The organism is Streptomyces hilarionis (assembly GCF_024539675.1).
Taxonomy (GTDB): Bacteria; Actinomycetota; Actinomycetes; order Streptomycetales; family Streptomycetaceae; genus Streptomyces; species Streptomyces hilarionis.
Genome location: NZ_JAHHIT010000191.1, coordinates 1 through 16,064, shown reverse-complemented (window position 1 = coordinate 16,064; position 16,064 = coordinate 1). Strand labels below are relative to the sequence as shown.

The 16,064-nt window shown below is 73.3% G+C and carries 12 protein-coding genes; 6 read left to right on the top strand and 6 right to left on the bottom strand.

Features of this window, described 5'->3' with window-relative positions:
- Positions 1-467, top strand: a 467-nt coding sequence (locus tag KMS84_RS33645) for a sensor histidine kinase (RefSeq protein WP_368860714.1), incomplete at its 5' end; no start/stop codon positions are given.
- Between the two features lie 141 nt (positions 468-608).
- Here KMS84_RS33645 and KMS84_RS33640 read toward each other — a convergent pair.
- Positions 609-1,103, bottom strand: coding sequence for an SUKH-3 domain-containing protein (locus KMS84_RS33640; protein WP_256920314.1), 495 nt, complete (start codon positions 1,101-1,103; stop codon positions 609-611).
- 67 nt (positions 1,104-1,170) lie between these two features.
- Complete coding sequence (locus KMS84_RS33635; RefSeq protein ID WP_256920313.1) at positions 1,171-1,752, bottom strand: YwqJ-related putative deaminase; 582 nt, start codon at positions 1,750-1,752, stop codon at positions 1,171-1,173.
- Between the two features lie 307 nt (positions 1,753-2,059).
- Here KMS84_RS33635 and KMS84_RS33630 point away from each other — a divergent pair, with 307 nt between their 5' ends.
- From KMS84_RS33630 to KMS84_RS33620, 3 genes are all read left to right on the top strand, one after another.
- A complete protein-coding gene (locus tag KMS84_RS33630) occupies positions 2,060-3,064 on the top strand; it encodes an SMI1/KNR4 family protein (RefSeq protein ID WP_256920312.1) in 1,005 nt (334 codons plus the stop codon).
- Between the two features lie 8 nt (positions 3,065-3,072).
- Complete coding sequence (locus tag KMS84_RS33625; protein ID WP_256920311.1) at positions 3,073-5,856, top strand: SUKH-4 family immunity protein; 2,784 nt, start codon at positions 3,073-3,075, stop codon at positions 5,854-5,856.
- A gap of 324 nt (positions 5,857-6,180) precedes the next feature.
- A complete protein-coding gene (locus tag KMS84_RS33620; protein ID WP_256920310.1) occupies positions 6,181-7,065 on the top strand; it encodes a coiled-coil domain-containing protein in 885 nt (294 codons plus the stop codon).
- 21 nt (positions 7,066-7,086) lie between these two features.
- Here the strand turns inward: KMS84_RS33620 and KMS84_RS33615 are convergent, their stop codons facing one another.
- The 3 genes from KMS84_RS33615 to KMS84_RS33605 all read right to left on the bottom strand — a co-directional run bounded on the left by KMS84_RS33615 (position 7,087) and on the right by KMS84_RS33605 (position 10,972).
- The gene (locus tag KMS84_RS33615; protein WP_256920309.1) at positions 7,087-8,697 is read right to left on the bottom strand and encodes a sodium/solute symporter; all 1,611 of its coding nucleotides are present in this window, start codon (positions 8,695-8,697) and stop codon (positions 7,087-7,089) included.
- Positions 8,694-9,122 carry a DUF485 domain-containing protein gene (locus KMS84_RS33610; protein ID WP_256920308.1) on the bottom strand — a complete coding sequence of 143 codons (429 nt, stop codon included), beginning with the start codon at positions 9,120-9,122 and terminating at the stop codon, positions 8,694-8,696. Before KMS84_RS33610 ends, KMS84_RS33615 begins: the two co-directional genes overlap by 4 nt.
- A gap of 344 nt (positions 9,123-9,466) precedes the next feature.
- Complete coding sequence (locus tag KMS84_RS33605; RefSeq protein WP_256920307.1) at positions 9,467-10,972, bottom strand: MFS transporter; 1,506 nt, start codon at positions 10,970-10,972, stop codon at positions 9,467-9,469.
- 557 nt (positions 10,973-11,529) lie between these two features.
- Here KMS84_RS33605 and KMS84_RS33600 point away from each other — a divergent pair.
- Both KMS84_RS33600 and KMS84_RS33595 read left to right on the top strand, forming a co-directional pair.
- A complete protein-coding gene (locus KMS84_RS33600) occupies positions 11,530-12,318 on the top strand; it encodes an ABC transporter ATP-binding protein (RefSeq protein ID WP_256920306.1) in 789 nt (262 codons plus the stop codon).
- Positions 12,315-14,891 carry an ABC transporter permease gene (locus tag KMS84_RS33595; protein ID WP_256920305.1) on the top strand — a complete coding sequence of 859 codons (2,577 nt, stop codon included), beginning with the start codon at positions 12,315-12,317 and terminating at the stop codon, positions 14,889-14,891. Before KMS84_RS33600 ends, KMS84_RS33595 begins: the two co-directional genes overlap by 4 nt.
- A gap of 126 nt (positions 14,892-15,017) precedes the next feature.
- Here the strand turns inward: KMS84_RS33595 and KMS84_RS33590 are convergent, their stop codons facing one another.
- Positions 15,018-15,446: a phospholipase A2 gene (locus KMS84_RS33590; RefSeq protein ID WP_256920303.1), complete on the bottom strand. Its 429-nt coding sequence runs from the start codon at positions 15,444-15,446 to the stop codon at positions 15,018-15,020.
- Between the last annotated feature and the right edge of the window lie 618 nt (positions 15,447-16,064).

The window sequence follows — 16,064 nt, the reverse complement described above, 5'->3', positions numbered from 1 at the left end:
GTGACGGGGCGGGGGTGCGGGCGGCGTCGGTGCGGTCGGTGACGGTGGCCGCGGTGGTGGAGGAGGGGGAGGGGCCCTGTCTGGAGGAGTTGGAGGAGTTGGTGGGGCAGTCCGCGGCCGCGGGGATGGTGGTGGAGCTGTCGGTGGAGGGTGAGGTGCGGGCGTACGCGCCGGAGGTGGAGCAGACGGCGTACCGGGTGGTGCAGGAGGCGTTGACGAACGTGCACAAGCATGCGGCGGGGGCGAAGACGCGGGTGCGGTTGGCGCATCGGGTGGCGGAGATCGCGATGCAGGTGGAGAACAGTGCGCCGCCCGAGGTGGGGTCGGCGTCGTCGGCGGGGTTGCCGTCGGGGGGGAACGGGCTGGTGGGGATGCGGGAGCGGGTGGTGGCGTTGGGCGGGGTGTTCGTGTCGGGGCCGACGGAGTCGGGGGGTTTCCGGGTGTCGGCGGTGATTCCGGCGTCCTGACGGGGGCTTCGGTGCGGCGGAGGCGTCCCGGTGCCGGTGTCGGTGCCGGTGTCGGGTTCGCGGTGGCGTGACGCGGGGTGCCCTGCGGGGCGCCGGGTGCGGTGGCTCTTGCGGGGCCCGGGGGTGCTGGTGCGGCCGGGGTCAGCCGGCGGTGAGGCGGGTGGGTTCGATGCCGGTGGTGAGGGCGCCGAGGGCTTGGTCGATGTCGGGGCCGAGGTACCAGTCGCCGGTGTGGTCGAGGGCGTAGACGCGGCCTTCGGCGTCGATGGCGAGGAGGGAGTGGGTGTCGGTCTCGGCGCCGAGGGGGGCGACGTCGGTGTCGAGGGCGCGGCCGAGGTCGGCGAGGGTGCGGGCGAGGTGGAGGCCGTGGAGGGGGTCGAGGTGGAGGGTGGTGGCGGCGATCTGCCGGCCGGGGCCGGTGGGGGTGACGGTGAGTCCGCCGAATTCGGCCCAGGCTTCGACGGCGGCGGGGAAGACGGCGTGGCGGTGGCCGGCGGGCGAGGTGTGTGCGCGGAGGGTGTCGGCCCAGATCTCGGCTTGTTTGATGTCCCAGCGTCCGGGTTGCCAGCCGGCGGCGCGCAGGGCGGCGTCGACGGGTACGGGGAAGCGCGTGGTGGAGGTGCGGTCGGGGTGCATCTGCCCTTCGTTCGTCGTGCTGGTGGTGCGTGGCCGGGTGTGGGGGGTTCGGCCTGGGGTGTGCGGTTCAGTCGGCGGTGGCGGGGTCGACGACGCGGACGCCGAGGTGGGCGCTGAGGGCGGTGCAGGCGCGGCAGGGGGTGGCGAAGCTGCCGTGCAGGGGGTCGCCGTCCTCGCGGATGTGGCGGGTGGTGAGTTTGGCTTGTTTCAGTGTCTTGCGGGCTTCGCCGTTGGTCATGGGGCGGCGGGCGGCGCGTCTGCTGCGGGCGGCGTCGGCGGCGGCGATGTGGCGGGAGATGAGGAGTGCTTCGGCGCAGCGGCCGGTGAAGCGGTCGCGCTGGGCGCTGGGGAGGGTGTCGAGGAAGTCCTGGACGAGGGGGTGCAGGGGTGGGGGCTGGTCGCCGCGGGCGGCGGTGCCGGTGAGGGTGGCGCCGCGGACGGAGAGGGCGGCGGCGACGGTGGGGAGTATGCCGTCGCGGCGGTGGCGCAGGGCGGGGGTGTGGGGGGTTTCGCTGGTGGACCAGCCGATGCGGGGATCGCCGGTGGGGCCGTTCGTCGCGGTGGTGGGGGCGGTGTGCGGGTCGCCCGTGGTGTGGTGGCGCAGGTCGTCGGACCTGCCGGTGGGTGACCCCGTCTGCGTCGCGTTCATGGTCGCCTTCCCCTCCCGTGCATCCCCCGGAAGGACACAGGGTGCCAAATGGCGAGGCGGGTGGGGAAGCTGGGGCGGTGCGACACGCCCGGGTTTGGGCTGGCTGTCACGGCGGGGTGACGGCTGGTCACGGAAGCGGAGGGCCGGTGACCGCTGTCGTCGTACCGCATAGGCTGTCGCCACCGTGAGCGCGCGGTTGACGCGCGTTGGCGGTTGTTGAAGACAGTCGATACGGGGCGTGGCGGGCCGGTTCACAAGCGGAACGGGTCGCTGCGGGCCGTACAGAGTGCCGCAGGGGGCAACCGCCATGACTACAGGTCGGCTCGGGCAGCAGGCCGCGCCGCCGAACGCGGCCTATGCCGGGCAGGTCGTGCATTTCCCGGATCCGGTCCGGGCGGCACGGCACCCGGGGGGTGTGCGGGTGGACGAGCGGGGTTACCCGGATTTCTCGCCGTACGCGCGCGCGGTCGCGGAGATCGCGGATCCGCCGGAGGGTTTCGGCGTGGACGAGTTGCGGTTGACGGACTACGTCTCGGCGAACGCGGCGTCGGCGGCTTCGGGGCACGAGCTGTGGGACACGGTGTCGGCGGTGGCGACGCCGCACGGCTGGACGTGGCACCACGTGGTGGGGTCGCGGCGGCTGGAGCTGGTGCCGGTCGAGGTGAAGGCGTTGTTGCGGCATCACGGCGGGGTGTCGACGGCGGTGGTGGACCAGGCGAAGCGGGGGACGCGTCCGCTTCAGGAGACGCGTCCGGCGCATGTCCGGCTGCCGAAGTCGGGTGTGGCGGTGACGGAGCAGCAGGTGCAGGGGGTCGAGGAGGACCTGGGGTACCGGTTGCCGGGTGCGTACCGGTCGTTCCTGAAGGCGGCGGGCGGTTGTGCGCCGGTGGGCGCGGCGTTGGACGCGGAGCTGGGGCTGCTGGTGGACCAGCCGTTCTTCACGGTGCGTGACGAGGCGGCGGTCAACGACCTGGTGTATGTGAACAAGTGCCTGCGTGATCATCTGACGAAGGACTATCTGGGCGTCTGTTTCGTGCAGGGCGGGCTGCTGGCCGTGAAGGTGCGCGGGGAGCGGGCCGGTTCGGTGTGGTTCTGTGCGTACGACGACGTGCGGGACGTGGATCCGGGGTGGTCGCCGGCGGAGCGCATGGAGCGGTTGCTGCTGCCGTGCGGTGAGGACTTCGACGTGTTCCTGTCGCGGCTGGCCGGCAATCCGCCGGAGCTGGAGACGGTGGCGAATCTGATGGTGGACGGCGGGTTCGCGCGGGCGGTTCCGGTGTCGTCCGTGGCGTCCGCGGGTGCGGGGGAGTGAGCGGGACGATGGTGACGTTCGCGCAGGCGCAGGAGCGCGCCGAAGAGTGGGTCAACGGGGACGTGCCGGCCTATCAGCACCGTGAGGTGCGGGTGCGGGAGTTCGGGCTGGGGTTCGTGGTGTGGGCCGAGGACCGGGCGGAGGGGCCGCGTTCGGACGGGGGAGCGCAGCGGCTGGTGATCGCCCGGGACAGCGGGGAGGCGACGTTGTGGCCCGCGGCGCCGGTGGGCGAGGTGATCCGCCGGTACGAGGAGGAGTACGGCCGTGCGGACGGTCCCGTGGACGCGGCGCCGGCGCCCGCGGCGCGGGTGGATCTGAACCAGACGTCGTTCCTGCTGTCGCCGCCGGAGTGGTTGCAGGAGGCGGCGGACAGGATGGGCATTCCGGACCGGCGGGACGCGGGTTCGGGCGCCGGTGAGGGCGACGGCGGGAGTGCCGGTGGCGGTGCTGCGGAGCCGGCCGCGGCCGGGCCGCGTTCCGGTGCGGGCGTCTCGGACGGCGCGGGCGCTTCCGCGGGTCTGCCGGTCGCCGGTGACCCTTCGCTGCCGCGTACGCAGGGCGGGGCGCCGGGGAGCGGGTTGCCGCAGACGCAGGGCGGGACGCCGGCGGCGGCCGCGTCCGGGCCGGCCGCCGCGCCCGCTCCGGCGGGGGCGACGCCGTGGGCCGGGACGGACACCAACGGCGACGCGGGCGACGACCGTTCCGTGCCGCTGCCGGCGACCGTGTTCGCGCCGCCGCTGAGCGGTTCCGACGACGACGGGGCGGCGCGGCCGTCGGCGGCCTCGGACGCCAAGACGGCGTTGATGTCCGGCGGCAGCGGACTGCCGCCCACCGCGGTCTCGCCCGCGCTCGACCCGTCGGGCCCGGGCGGTCCGGCCGGCGGGCCGGCTCCGGCTGCGGCGTCGTACGGCTACCCGCAGGGCCCCGGGGCGTCCGGCGCCTCCGGTGCGGCCGGTGCGCAGAGCGGGCCGGTGCCCGAGGGTTCGTCCTACGGCCGTCCGCCGGGCGCGGGGGCCGCTCCGGCTCCGGCTCCGGCTCCCGACGCCGCGGGTTCGTCCGCGCGGCCGCTCGCGCCGAACGCCGGTGACATCGCCGACGCGGCGACCAGCAAGGCCGCGCCGCCGCCGCGCAGGGCCCGGGGCGCGGGGGCGCCGCCGCCTCCGCCCGGGGCGCCGGGAGCGCCCGGTGCGCGTCCGGGCGGTACTCCGCCGCCTCCGCCTCCGGCTCCCGGGGCGGGCGTTCCGGGTGCCCCGGGCGCTCCGGCGGGGGGCTATGTGCCCACGCAGATGCTGTCCTCCCTGGGGCCCGACGGGCCTGGCGGCCCCGGCGCCCCGCAGCCGCCCGGTGCGCCGAGCGCGCCCGCCGGGCCGAACCCGCCCGGCGGCACGCCTCCCGGCGGTGTCCACCATGCCGCGACGATGCTCGCCGACCCCGGCCGGATGGGCCCGGGCGGCCCCGCCGGCCCCGGCGCGCCGCAACCGCCCGGTGCTCCCGGTGCTCCCGGTGTTCCTGGTGGTCAGCCGGCCCCGGGTGCTCCCGGCGTGCCCGGCCCGGCGCCGGCCGGACCGGGCGGGCCGGGTGCGGTGCACCATGCGCAGACGATGCTGGCGGGGCCCGCGCAGGGCGGCCCCGGGGCGCCTCCGCCCCCGCCGCCGCAGGCCCCGGGCGTGCCCGGTTTCCCGGGTGCTCCCGGCGCTCCCGGTGTGGTCCATGGCGGGCCCGGTGTGCCGCCGGGTGCTCCTCAGCCGCCGATGCCGCCGCCGGGCGGCCATGTGCCGGGGCAGCCGCCGGCGTACGGGTATCCGCAGCAGCAGGGGCTGCCGACGGTCGGCCCGGGGTACCAGGCGGTGCTGCGCTATCGCGCGCAGGACGGTTCGGAACAGCAGCTGATCCGGCGTTCGGCGCCGGGCACGCCGCATCCGGAGTGGCAGATCTTCCACGAGCTGCGGGCGATGAACGTGCCCCCGGACCAGGTGCTGGAGCTGCACACGGAGTTGGAGTCGTGCGAGCTGCCCGGTGCGTACTGTGCGCGGATGATCCGGGAGCAGTGGCCGCAGGCGAGGATCACGAGCATCGCGCCGTACGGCACGGATCACGCCAGCCGGCAGCAGGGCATGCAGCAACTGCTGGCGCATCAGGGCGAGTTGCATCAGGTGGCGGACGGTCCGGCGCGTCCGGCGCCGGTGCGTGCCCCGTTGCCGCCGGTGCAGCCGGTGCCCCCGGTTCCGCCGGAGGCGGTCGGGCAGGAGCTGGCCGCGGCGTTCGGACCGGCGGTGTTCCGGTTCGAGCAGGCGGCGGTGTCGCGGCAGGGTGTGCCGCCGGTCGTGGCGCACACGCTGGTGGTGGCGGGTCTGCCGGCGGACATGGGACCGTTCTTCTGGGCGCAGGCCCAGCCGGGGCGGCCGGTGCCGACGCTGGCGGAACTGGCGGCGGAGCGGGGTGTCCAGCCGGCTCCGGACGCGGGTTCGTACCTGGTCATGGGCAGTGACTTCGGCAAGGCGATCTGCGTGCAGTACGGGACGGCGAACATCGTGGCGGTGCCGGTGGAGGCCGGGCCGGGCGGTGGATCGGTCGCGCCGCAGTTCGTGAACACCGGGCTGCCGGAGTTCGCGCGCTGCCTGGCCCTGCTCGGGCGCATGTGGCGGCTGCGGTTCGGTCTGAACCAGGAGCAGGCGGGGCGCTGGACCGTCGACTTCCAGGCGCAGTTGGCCGCGCTCGACCCGGCGGCGCTCGGTTCGCCGGAGAGCTGGTGGTCGGTGCTGCTGGAGGAGATGTGGGACGGGCTGCTGTGACGGGCGGTCGGTGACCCGCGCGCGGTCGGGCGGGTGACGCGAGGGGGCCGGACCCGGTCGCAGGACCGGGTCCGGCCCCCTCGCGCGTCGTGCGAAGCACCGCCCCCTCGCGCGTGCTCCCTCACGGCAGGAGGCGCTGGTCGTCCCGCACCCCGCCCCTGCCCGCCGGGCTCCTCCCGTGCGTGTCCTTTCGTGCCCGGTTTGCATCCGAGACCGGCCGTGACTTGTGTGCGGAGTGTCGCGTTATGAACACTTCCGTCCGATCCATCAAGATATGCGCGACGTCATTCATGCCGTGTCCGTCTGGTGGCGAGGGGTTCGAGGATGAGCAGCGCATCGGTGTCACCGCCCGGGTTCGTGACCGTCCGCGGCCGCGGCTACCGGCCCGACCAGGTGGAGGCGTACACCGCCGCGCTCTGCGCCGACCGGGACGCCGCGTGGGAGCGGGCCGCGCGGCTCACCGTCCTCGCCCGGGACATGGAGGCGGAGGCCGAGCAGTTGCGCGTCGTCGTGACCCGGCTCGCGCCGCAGACGTACGAGTCGCTGGGGGAGCGCGCACGCCGCGTTCTCGAGCTCGCGGTCGAGGAGGCGGCGGACGTCCGCGAGAACGCGCGGCGGGCGGCGCTGGAGGAGGTCGAGTACGCCGAGACGTGCGCCCTCGATGTGCGCCGGGCGGCGCGGGAGGAGGCGGACGCGCTGCGCGCCGACGCCGAGGAACGCGCCGGTCGGCGGTTGCTCGCGGCGCGCGCCGAGGCGGACGAGGTGCGCGTCGGCGCCCGGCGTGAGGTGAAGGAGTACCGCGGTGAGGCGCTGACCGCGCTGCGCGAGGTGCGCCGGCGCACCGCCGCCGTGCTCGCCGGGCAGGAGGCGGAGCAGGCCGAGCGGTGGGCCGCCGCGGAGCGCGAGGAGGCCGAGCGGGCGGCGGCCCTGGACGCCCGCTACGCCGTGGCCGTGGCGGGGGCCGAGGCGGCGCTGTCCGGGGCGGAGCAGGCGTTCGCCGAGGCGGAGGAGGCGGCCCGGTGCGCGCAGGAGGAGGCCCACGCGCGTGCCGCCGAGATCCTCGCCGAGGCGCGCGCCCGCGAGGAGCGCACCGTGCGGGAGACGGAACGGCTGCTGCGCGAGCACGGCGCGCGCGGGGAGGACGTCCAGGCGCACATGGACCACGTCCGCAACAGCCTGTCCGCCCTCACCGGCCGCGCCGCCGAATGAGACCCCGGGGGGGGGCCGGCTCTAGTTCTCTCCGCGGACGGCTCCTGCCAGGATCCAGCCCTCCACCGCCTCGTACTGGCGCCGCTGTTCCTCCGCCTTGCGCCGGCCCGAGAGCGCCGTTCCCAGCCAGCCGAAGGCGAAGCCGAGGGGGACGGTGACGATGCCGGTGGTGGTGAACGGGAACCAGTTGAAGTCGGCCTCGGGGAAGGCGGCGAGGGGGGAGCCCGACACGAGGTTGGTGCCCGGCATGAGGAGCAGGACGGACACCGTGCCGCCGATGAGGGTGGCCAGCAGGCCCGTGCGGGTGTAGCGGCGCCAGAAGAGGCTGTAGACCAGCGCCGGGGCGAGGGCCGAGGCGCCGAGGCAGAAGGAGAGGGTGACCAGGGGCTGGAGGCTGCGGTGCTGGATCTGGGTGGCCAGCAGGATCGTCGGGGCGCCGACGGCCAGGGCGGACAGCCGGGCCAGGAGCATCTCGCGCCCCGGTGACATGCTCGGCGCGCGGGCGGCGAAGACGTCGTGGGCCAGGGAGTTGGCGCAGGCGAGGATCATGCCGGCGACGGAGGCGAGCACGGTGAGGAAGATCGCCGTCGTGACCGTCGTGAACAGGAGGGTCTCGGCGGTGGAGACGTCGGGGCCGAACGCGGCCCTGGAGCCCAGCAGGTAGGCGGTGTTGCCGCGCGGGTCGGCCCCGGCGATGACCGCGCGGCCGACGAGGGCCGTCGCGCCGAAGCCGACGACCGTGATGACCAGCACGAACAGGGCGACGCCCGAGACGGCCCAGGACAGGGACCGGCGCACCTGACGGGCGCTGGAGGCGGTGTACATGCGCATGGTGATGTGCGGCAGGCACGCGCCCCCCAGCACCACGGACAGCTGGGCGGTGATCATGTCGAGGCGCGGGTAGGGGCTGCCGGCGAACTCCAGGCCGGAGCGCAGGAAGGTGTCGCCGACCCCGCTGCCCGCGGCCGCCGCGTCGAAGAGGGCGCCGGGGCTCCAGTCGAAGCGGTACAGCACGATCAGGGAGATCGCGGCGCCGGAACCGAGCAGCGTCACGATCTTCAGCATCTGGATGAGGGCGGTGCCCTTCATGCCGCCGATGGCCGCGTAGCTGATCATCAGCACGCCCATGCAGACGATGCAGCCCGTCTTCACGGCGTCGCCGGAGAACCCCAGGATGAAGGCGAGGAGCTGGCCGGTGCCGGCGAGCTGGACGAGCATCATCGGCAGCAGCGCGGCGAGGGTGACCGCGCAGGCCGTCATGCGCACGGCCCGGCCGGGCATGCGGCGGGCCAGGGCGTCTCCCATGGTGAACCGGCCCGCGTTGCGCAGGGGTTCGGCCAGCAGGAACATCAGCAGCATCAGGGAGAGCGCCGTGCTCAGGGCGAGGACGACGCCGTCGTAGCCGCACAGGGCGATCACGCCGCCGGTGCCCAGGACGGTGGCCGCGGAGATGTAGTCGCCGGCGATGGCGAGGCCGTTGCGCAGGGGGGAGAGGGAGCGGTAGCCGGTGTAGAACTCGTCGAGGTCGTCGCGGTCGGGGCCGGTCATCACGCACAGCAGCAGCGTGACGGTGGCGACGGCGGTGAACGCCACGAGGGACATGGTCTGCGCCTCGTCGCTGAATCCGTTCATCGTCCGGCCTCCCTGGAGCGCGTCGCCCGGGCGTCCCGCCTGGCGTCGATCTCACCGAGGGCGCGGATGCGCTCGGCGAGCGGGTCCACCCGGCGTCGGGCGGTGCGCTCGTACACGACGATCGCCAGCCCGGTGACGGGGAGCTGGAGCAGGGCGAGCAGCAGTCCGGCGGGGAGGCCCGGGGCGAGGTCGGCCGTCATGAGGGACGGCGCGAACGCGGACAGGACGAGGAAGGCGACGAAGTAGCCGAGTGCGGTGAGCGTGGCGACGCGGCGCTGACGCCGGTACGCGCCGCGCAGGACGCGCAGGTCGCTGTGGTGACCGAGGGGAGTGTGGGGGGAGGGCCGCCGTGGGGCGGGTTCGGGCGGTGGGGGCGGCGGCTGCCAGGGGTAGGTGGGTTCGGGGTGCGACGGGTGGTGGAACATCCCGCTCCTTGCATGGCTCGGGTCCGTGGCGGCGGACCGCAGGGAGGTGGGGGGCGAGGGACGCACGCTACTCGGCGGTACGCCCGATGCGAAGGGTTTTCACCAAACTGGCTGGTCGGTATGCGCTTACTGCGCGCCACGGCGTCTGACCTGGGGTGTTACCCGCGTTAACCCCGAGCCTCGGGGCGACGCACGGCGTACCGCGTCGGGCTCGGCCGAGCACCGCGTCCGGTCCGGCCGCGCGGGCGTGCCGTCCGGACCGAGCCGCGCGGGCCCGGCGCCCCTCCCGCCCGAGCCGGCCCGGCGCGCCTTCCGCCACGAGCGGGCCGAGCGGCCCGTGGGGGTCATTCCGTGCGGACCGGGAAGCGGCGCGGCGCCAGCGTCAGCAGGACGACGAAGGCCAGCGCCGCCGCGCAGGCCGCGCCCAGGTACACGGCGTGCACGGCGTCGGCGACCGCCCGGCGGGTCGCCTCGGGGGCGGCGCCGGCGCCCAGGTCGCGGGCGAGCGCGTCGAGGTCGCCCGCGCCGCCGAGGCGGGCGGCCAGCACGCCGTTGGCCACCGCCCCGAAGAGGGTCGCGCCCACCGTCTGGCCCGTCTGCCGGCAGAACAGCACGGACGCGGTGGTCGTCCCGCGTTCCGACCAGCCGACCGTCGACTGCACGCCGACGATGAGCGGCAGCTGGAAGAGGCCGAGCGCCGCGCCGAGCAGCAGCATCAGCGCCGTCGGCTGCCAGGCCCGGCCGGGAAACGGCAGCAGCGGGAACGCGAGCAGGATCAGGGTGGCCGCTCCGATCCCCAGCAGCGCGGTGTCCCGGAACCCGATGCGCCGGTAGACGTGCTGGCTGAGGGCGGCCGACAGCGGCCAGCTCAGCGTCCACACGGACAGCACGAACCCGGCGGTCACCGGCGCGAGGCCCAGCACCGCCTGCGCGTACGTCGGCAGGAAGACCGTCGGCGCCACCATCAGCAGGCCCAGCGCGCCCAGGGCGAGGTTGACCGCGGCGATCGTCCGGCGCCGCCAGACCCAGCCGGGGATGATCGGCTCGGCGGCGCGGCGCTCGACGGCCACGACCAGGCCGGCCAGCGCCAGTCCCGCGCCGAACAGGGCCAGCGAGGGCGCCGACCACCACGGCCAGGCCACCCCGCCCTGCACCAGCGCCGTCAGCAGGGCCCCGCCGCACGCGAACACCGCCAGCGCGCCCGCCCAGTCCACGCGCGCGCGGGGCTGTCCCTCCTGCCCCGGCTTCCGGTGCGGCTCGTGCAGATGACGGACGATCAGCCACAGGGCGGCCGCCCCCACCGGCAGGTTGACCAGGAAGATCCAGCGCCAGTCGGCATAGGCGGCCAGCACTCCGCCGAGGCCCGGCCCCGCGACCGCCGAGACCGCCCACACCGTGGACAGCTTCGCCTGGATCTTCGGACGTTCCTCCAGGGGATAGAGGTCGGCGGCGAGCGTCTGCACGGTGCCCTGGAGCGCCCCGCCGCCCAGGCCCTGCACGACGCGGAACGCGATCAGCGCCCCCATGTTCCAGGCCAGCGCGCACAGCAGCGAGCCGAGCAGGAACAGGGACGCCCCGGCGACCAGGACCGGCTTGCGGCCGAAGGTGTCGGAGAGCTTGCCGTAGACCGGCAGGGTGACGGTCACGGCGAGCAGGTAGCCGGAGAACAGCCAGGAGAAGACGGAGAATCCGCCCAGGTCGCCGACGATCTGCGGGACGGCCGTGGAGACGACGGTCGCGTCGAGGGCGGCCAGCGCCATGGACAGCATGAGCGCGGCGACGACCGCCCCGCGTCGGTGCGCCCGCGCCGGCTGCCCGGTCCCGCGTGTCGCGCGTCTCGTGTCCCCCACCGGATTCCCTCCCCGTGTCCCCGCGCCGTCGTGGCGTGGCGCCGTGCCGCCGTGTCCTCGTGACCCGTGTGTCCTCGTGACGACCCGCGTGTCCTCGGGGGTCGATTCTCCGTGTCCCGTGCACCCGACCGGCGGAACCGAGCCTCCCATTTGCGGCTCGCGCGACGGGAGGGCGCAGGCTGAGCGGGCCGGAGGGTGGAGACGCCCCCGAGGGTTTCTCCACCCCGCGGTGGACTGCCCCTAGGGGAAACTCCGTACCAGGGCTGGGGGAGGGTTCGTACCGGCGGAGGAGGAGACGGGCTCGGGCGGTCCTTAACCTGGCTTTACGCCGTCGACGGGGGTGACGGCGTACGGCAGGGGGGCGCAGGCCCCCGTGCCGGGGGGTGGGGTTAACCCCCCGGGAAGACGGGCCCGAGCACCAGCGCGCGGGACCGCCTCCCGCGACAGACTCTTCGACGTGACGCGGCACCGGCGAACGCCGCCGGCGCCGCACCACCCGGCACCATCGCTCGCGGCGCCGCACCATCGTTTCTGATATCCGACTTAGGAGACTTACCGTGACATCGGCTGTGACCATTCCCAGGCACGGGGGCACTGGAGGGCGTACGGCCGTTGCGGCGCGGGCGCGGCAGGTCGTCAAGGCGTACGGAACCGGAGAGACCCGGGTCGTCGCCCTCGACCACGTCGACGTGGACGTCGCACGCGGTCAGTTCACCGCGATCATGGGCCCCTCGGGGTCCGGCAAGTCCACCCTGATGCACTGCCTCGCCGGGCTCGACACCGTCTCGTCCGGGCAGATCTACCTGGACGAGACCGAGATCACCGGACTGAAGGACAAGAAGCTCACCCAGCTGCGGCGGGACCGGATCGGCTTCATCTTCCAGGCGTTCAACCTGCTGCCCACGCTGAACGCGATAGAGAACATCACGCTGCCGATGGACATCGCCGGCCGCAAGCCCGACCAGGCGTGGCTGCGCCAGGTCGTGGAGACCGTCGGCCTCGCCGACCGGCTCAAGCACCGTCCCACCCAGCTCTCCGGCGGTCAGCAGCAGCGCGTCGCCGTGGCCCGCGCCCTGGCCGCCCGGCCGGAGATCATCTTCGGGGACGAGCCGACCGGCAACCTCGACTCCCGGGCCGGCGCCGAGGTCCTGGGCTTCCTGCGCCGCTCGGTGGACGACCTGGGCCAGACCATCGTGATGGTCACGCACGACCCGGTCGCCGCCTCCTACGCGGACCGGGTGCTCTACCTCGCGGACGGCCGGATCGTCGACGAGATGTTCAAGCCGACCGCGGAGACCGTCCTCGACCGCATGAAGGACTTCGACGCGCGGGGGCGTACGTCATGACCGTGCTCAGAACCTCGATGCGCAACTTCTTCGCGCACAAGGGACGCATGGCGCTGTCGGCCGTGGCGGTCCTGCTGTCGGTGGCGTTCGTCTGCGGGACGCTCGTGTTCACCGACACCATGAACACGACGTTCGACAAGCTGTTCGCCGCCACCTCCTCCGACGTGACGGTGAGCGCGAAGAGCTCCTCCGAGACCGGTGAGACGACGTCCCGCACCGGCAAGCCGCCGGTCGTGCCGGCGGCCGTGGTCGACCGGATCCGCAAGGCCGACGGGGTGAAGTCGGCCGAGGGCACGGTGTTCTCCACCTCGGTGACCGTCGTCGACGCGCACAACGGCAAGCTGTCGCCCAGCAGTGGTGCGCCCACCATCGTCGGCAACTGGAACGGCAACGACGCCCGCACCATGAAGATCACCTCCGGGGCGGCGCCCAGGAGCGAGGACCAGGTGATGGTCGACGCCGACACCGCCGACAAGCACCATCTGGCACTCGGCGACGAGATCGGTGTGATCACGGTTCTGGGCACGCATCATGCGCGCGTGTCCGGCATCGCCGCCTTCGAGGTCACCAACCCCGGCGCGGCGATCTTCTACCTGGACACCGCGACCGCCCGGAAGGCGCTGGTCGGCGAGCCGGACGTCTTCACGAACATCAACGTCACGGCGGCGGCCGGGGTGAGCGACGCACAGCTGAAGAAGAACGTCGCGGCCGCGATCGGCGTCGGCTACAAGGTGCAGACCGCCAAGGAGGTCGCCGACGCCAACCAGAAGGACGTCCAGAGCTTCCTGAACGTCATGAAGTACGCGATGCTCGGCTTCGCCGGGATCGCCTTCCTCGTCGGCATCTTCCTGATCATCAACACCTTCTCGATGCTGGTCGCCCAGCGCACCCGCGAGATCGGTCTGATGCGCGCCATCGGCTCCTCCCGCAGGCAGGTCAACCGGTCCGTGCTCGTCGAGGCGCTGCTGCTGGGCGTGATCGGCTCCGTCCTCGGGGTCGGCGCCGGTGTCGGCATCGCCGTCGGCCTCATGAAGCTCATGGGCCTGACCGGCATGAAGCTCTCCACGGACGACCTGACGGTCGCCTGGACCACCCCGATGATCGGCATGGTCCTCGGTGTCGTCGTCACGGTGCTGGCGGCCTATCTGCCGGCCCGCCGGGCCGGGAAGGTCTCCCCGATGGCCGCGCTGCGCGACGCGGGAGCCCCGGCCGACGCCAGGGCCGGCGTGGTGCGGGCCGTCGTCGGTCTGCTGCTCACCGCCGCCGGCGGCGCGGGACTCTACCTCGCCGCCGCCGCCGACAAGGCCGCCGAGGGCTCGCTCTGGCTGGGTCTCGGCGTGGTGCTGAGCCTGATCGGCTTCGTGGTGATCGGCCCGCTGCTGGCCGGTGCGGTCGTCCGGGTGCTGGGCGCGGTCCTGCTGAGGGCCTTCGGTCCGGTCGGACGGATGGCGGAGCGCAACGCGCTGCGCAACCCGCGCCGCACCGGCGCCACCGGCGCGGCCCTGATGATCGGCCTGGCACTCGTGGCCTGTCTGTCGGTCGTGGGCTCCTCGATGGTGGCCTCGGCCACCGCCGAGCTGGACAAGTCGGTCGGCGCGGACTTCATCGTCCAGGCGAGCGACGGCGCCAAGCCCCTCACGCCGGCGACCGTGAAGGCCGTCCAGGACACTCCCGGTCTGGCTCACGTCTCCCGCCTCAAGGAGGTGCCCACCGAGCTGACCCTGCCGGGCGGCGGCGCGGAGCGGCAGAACGTGTTCGCCACCGACCCGACCTACCCGAAGGACGTACGTCGGACGACCCTCTCCGGCGATCTGTCCGCCGTGTACGGGGGCGACGCGATCTCCGTCGGGTCGGACTTCGCCGACAAGCACAAGCTCAAGGTCGGCGACACCCTGAAGGTCGCGTTCGACGGGGGACGTACGGCCCCGCTGAGGGTCGCCGCCGTGACCTCGGACGACACGTCGATCGACAAGGGCGCGATGTACGTCGCCATCACGACCGTGGGCAGGTACATGCCCGCGGACCGGATCCCGCTGGACCTCGGCGTGCTGGCCGCGAAGAGCGGCGACGAGCACCAGGTCTACGCCGCGCTCAAGAAGGCGGTGGCCGCGGACCCCTCGGTTTCGGTCTTGGACCGGTCCGACTACAAGAAGGACCTGAGCGACCAGGTGGGGCAGCTGCTCAACCTGGTGTACGGCCTGCTCGCCCTCGCGATCGTGGTCGCGGTCCTGGGCGTGGTCAACACCCTGGCGCTGTCGGTGGTGGAGAGGACCCGGGAGATCGGGCTCATGCGGGCCCTCGGCCTCTCCCGGCGTCAGATGCGCCGCATGATCAGGCTGGAGTCGGTGGTCATCGCCCTGTTCGGCGCGCTGCTGGGACTCGGCCTGGGCATGGGCTGGGGTGCGACCGCCCAGAAGCTCCTCGCCCTGGAGGGCATGAAGATCCTGGAGATCCCCTGGCCGACGATCACCGCGGTCTTCGTCGGGTCGGCCTTCGTGGGCCTGCTCGCCGCCCTGGTACCGGCGTTCAGGGCGGCGCGGATGAACGTGCTGAACGCCATCGCGACAGACTGATCGCGACGGACTGGTCGCCACCGGAAGACGAGGAACGGCGGGGCGCGGAGATCGACTCCGCGCCCCGCCGTCGGCGTGCTCGTGCCTCGTTCCGGACGCGGGACGCAGGCGGTGGACAGCGGTGGGTCAGCCGGCGGCGCTGACCGCGCCGTAGTACGTCTTCGCGGCCCTGCGGCAGGCCGCCTTCAGCCTCGCGCGCTGCGCGGCCGGGTACGGGTCGGCCCAGGGGCGGTAGTCGCAGGCGCTGTACAGGTCGCGCAGGAGGGCCTTGTCGACGCGCTTCTTGTGGTCTCGCTTGAAGGCGGTGTTGCCGACGAGCGACTTGTAGTTGCGGTAACTGAAGTCGTGGCGCCAGCAGCCCATCTTGAAGTCGTAGCCGCCGGGCTGCGTGTCCGGGGAGTTGGTGCAGTAATCGGTGTTCCAGTTGAACCGGTACTTCTCGATCGCCGGCTTGCGGGCCATGTGCTGATTCATCGCGTCCAGCCACTTGCCGGTCGACGCATTCGAGTCCTGGGTGAGGACCTTCATCTTGGCGAGCTTCTGCGCCTTGGTCACGGCGGCGGCCGCCGACGGGGAGGCATTTCCGCTCGGTGCGGTATCCGCCAGGGCGGGCGCTGCTCCTGTGGCGAGGAGGACACCCGAAAGTGCAAATCCGGACAGTGTGGCACGCAATGTGTTCATGACTGCTTTTCCTTTCCGGTCGAGGTGGCCGTAACGATGGCATGTCCGCGACGGGAAGGGCAATCGTCTTTCTGTCGGACAGCGGCCCGGGCAATTCGGAGTTCACTATTCCGTACAGTCTGACCTGCGCCTTCGCTGGAAGTGTGGATCGGAATAAAGTTTCGTCGTATGCCGGGGACGGTATATCGGAACGTAGGCGTGGGTGTCGCCGAACCGTGTTCCTGTCGGGGAAGCTCAGATGTTGCTCAAATGGCTTCCGGGTATTCCCGGTGTGGGATATCGGCTCGGGTGCATTCTGTTCTGTCGCGCCCGAAAAGAGCCGGAAAGGCCGGGGGTCGTGGATAGAAGGATGAAAGAAAGAAGAAAGGCCGTCGAAAGGACATGGAAAGGAGGTTGATAGGACGCCGATAGGACGCCGGGAGGACGGGGAGGGCGGCGGCGGCCGGACACCGGGAGGGAGCGGAAGAGGGAGGGGAAAGGGGGGCGCGGGCC

Bases quoted from the DNA above. Each gene is read 5' to 3' on its own strand.
- KMS84_RS33640 (WP_256920314.1), bottom strand. From the start codon at position 1,103: ATGCACCCCGACCGCACCTCCACCACGCGCTTCCCCGTACCCGTCGAC.
- KMS84_RS33635 (WP_256920313.1), bottom strand. From the start codon at position 1,752: ATGAACGCGACGCAGACGGGGTCACCCACCGGCAGGTCCGACGACCTG.
- KMS84_RS33630 (WP_256920312.1), top strand. From the start codon at position 2,060: ATGACTACAGGTCGGCTCGGGCAGCAGGCCGCGCCGCCGAACGCGGCC.
- KMS84_RS33625 (WP_256920311.1), top strand. From the start codon at position 3,073: ATGGTGACGTTCGCGCAGGCGCAGGAGCGCGCCGAAGAGTGGGTCAAC.
- KMS84_RS33620 (WP_256920310.1), top strand. From the start codon at position 6,181: ATGAGCAGCGCATCGGTGTCACCGCCCGGGTTCGTGACCGTCCGCGGC.
- KMS84_RS33615 (WP_256920309.1), bottom strand. From the start codon at position 8,697: ATGAACGGATTCAGCGACGAGGCGCAGACCATGTCCCTCGTGGCGTTC.
- KMS84_RS33610 (WP_256920308.1), bottom strand. From the start codon at position 9,122: ATGTTCCACCACCCGTCGCACCCCGAACCCACCTACCCCTGGCAGCCG.
- KMS84_RS33595 (WP_256920305.1), top strand. From the start codon at position 12,315: ATGACCGTGCTCAGAACCTCGATGCGCAACTTCTTCGCGCACAAGGGA.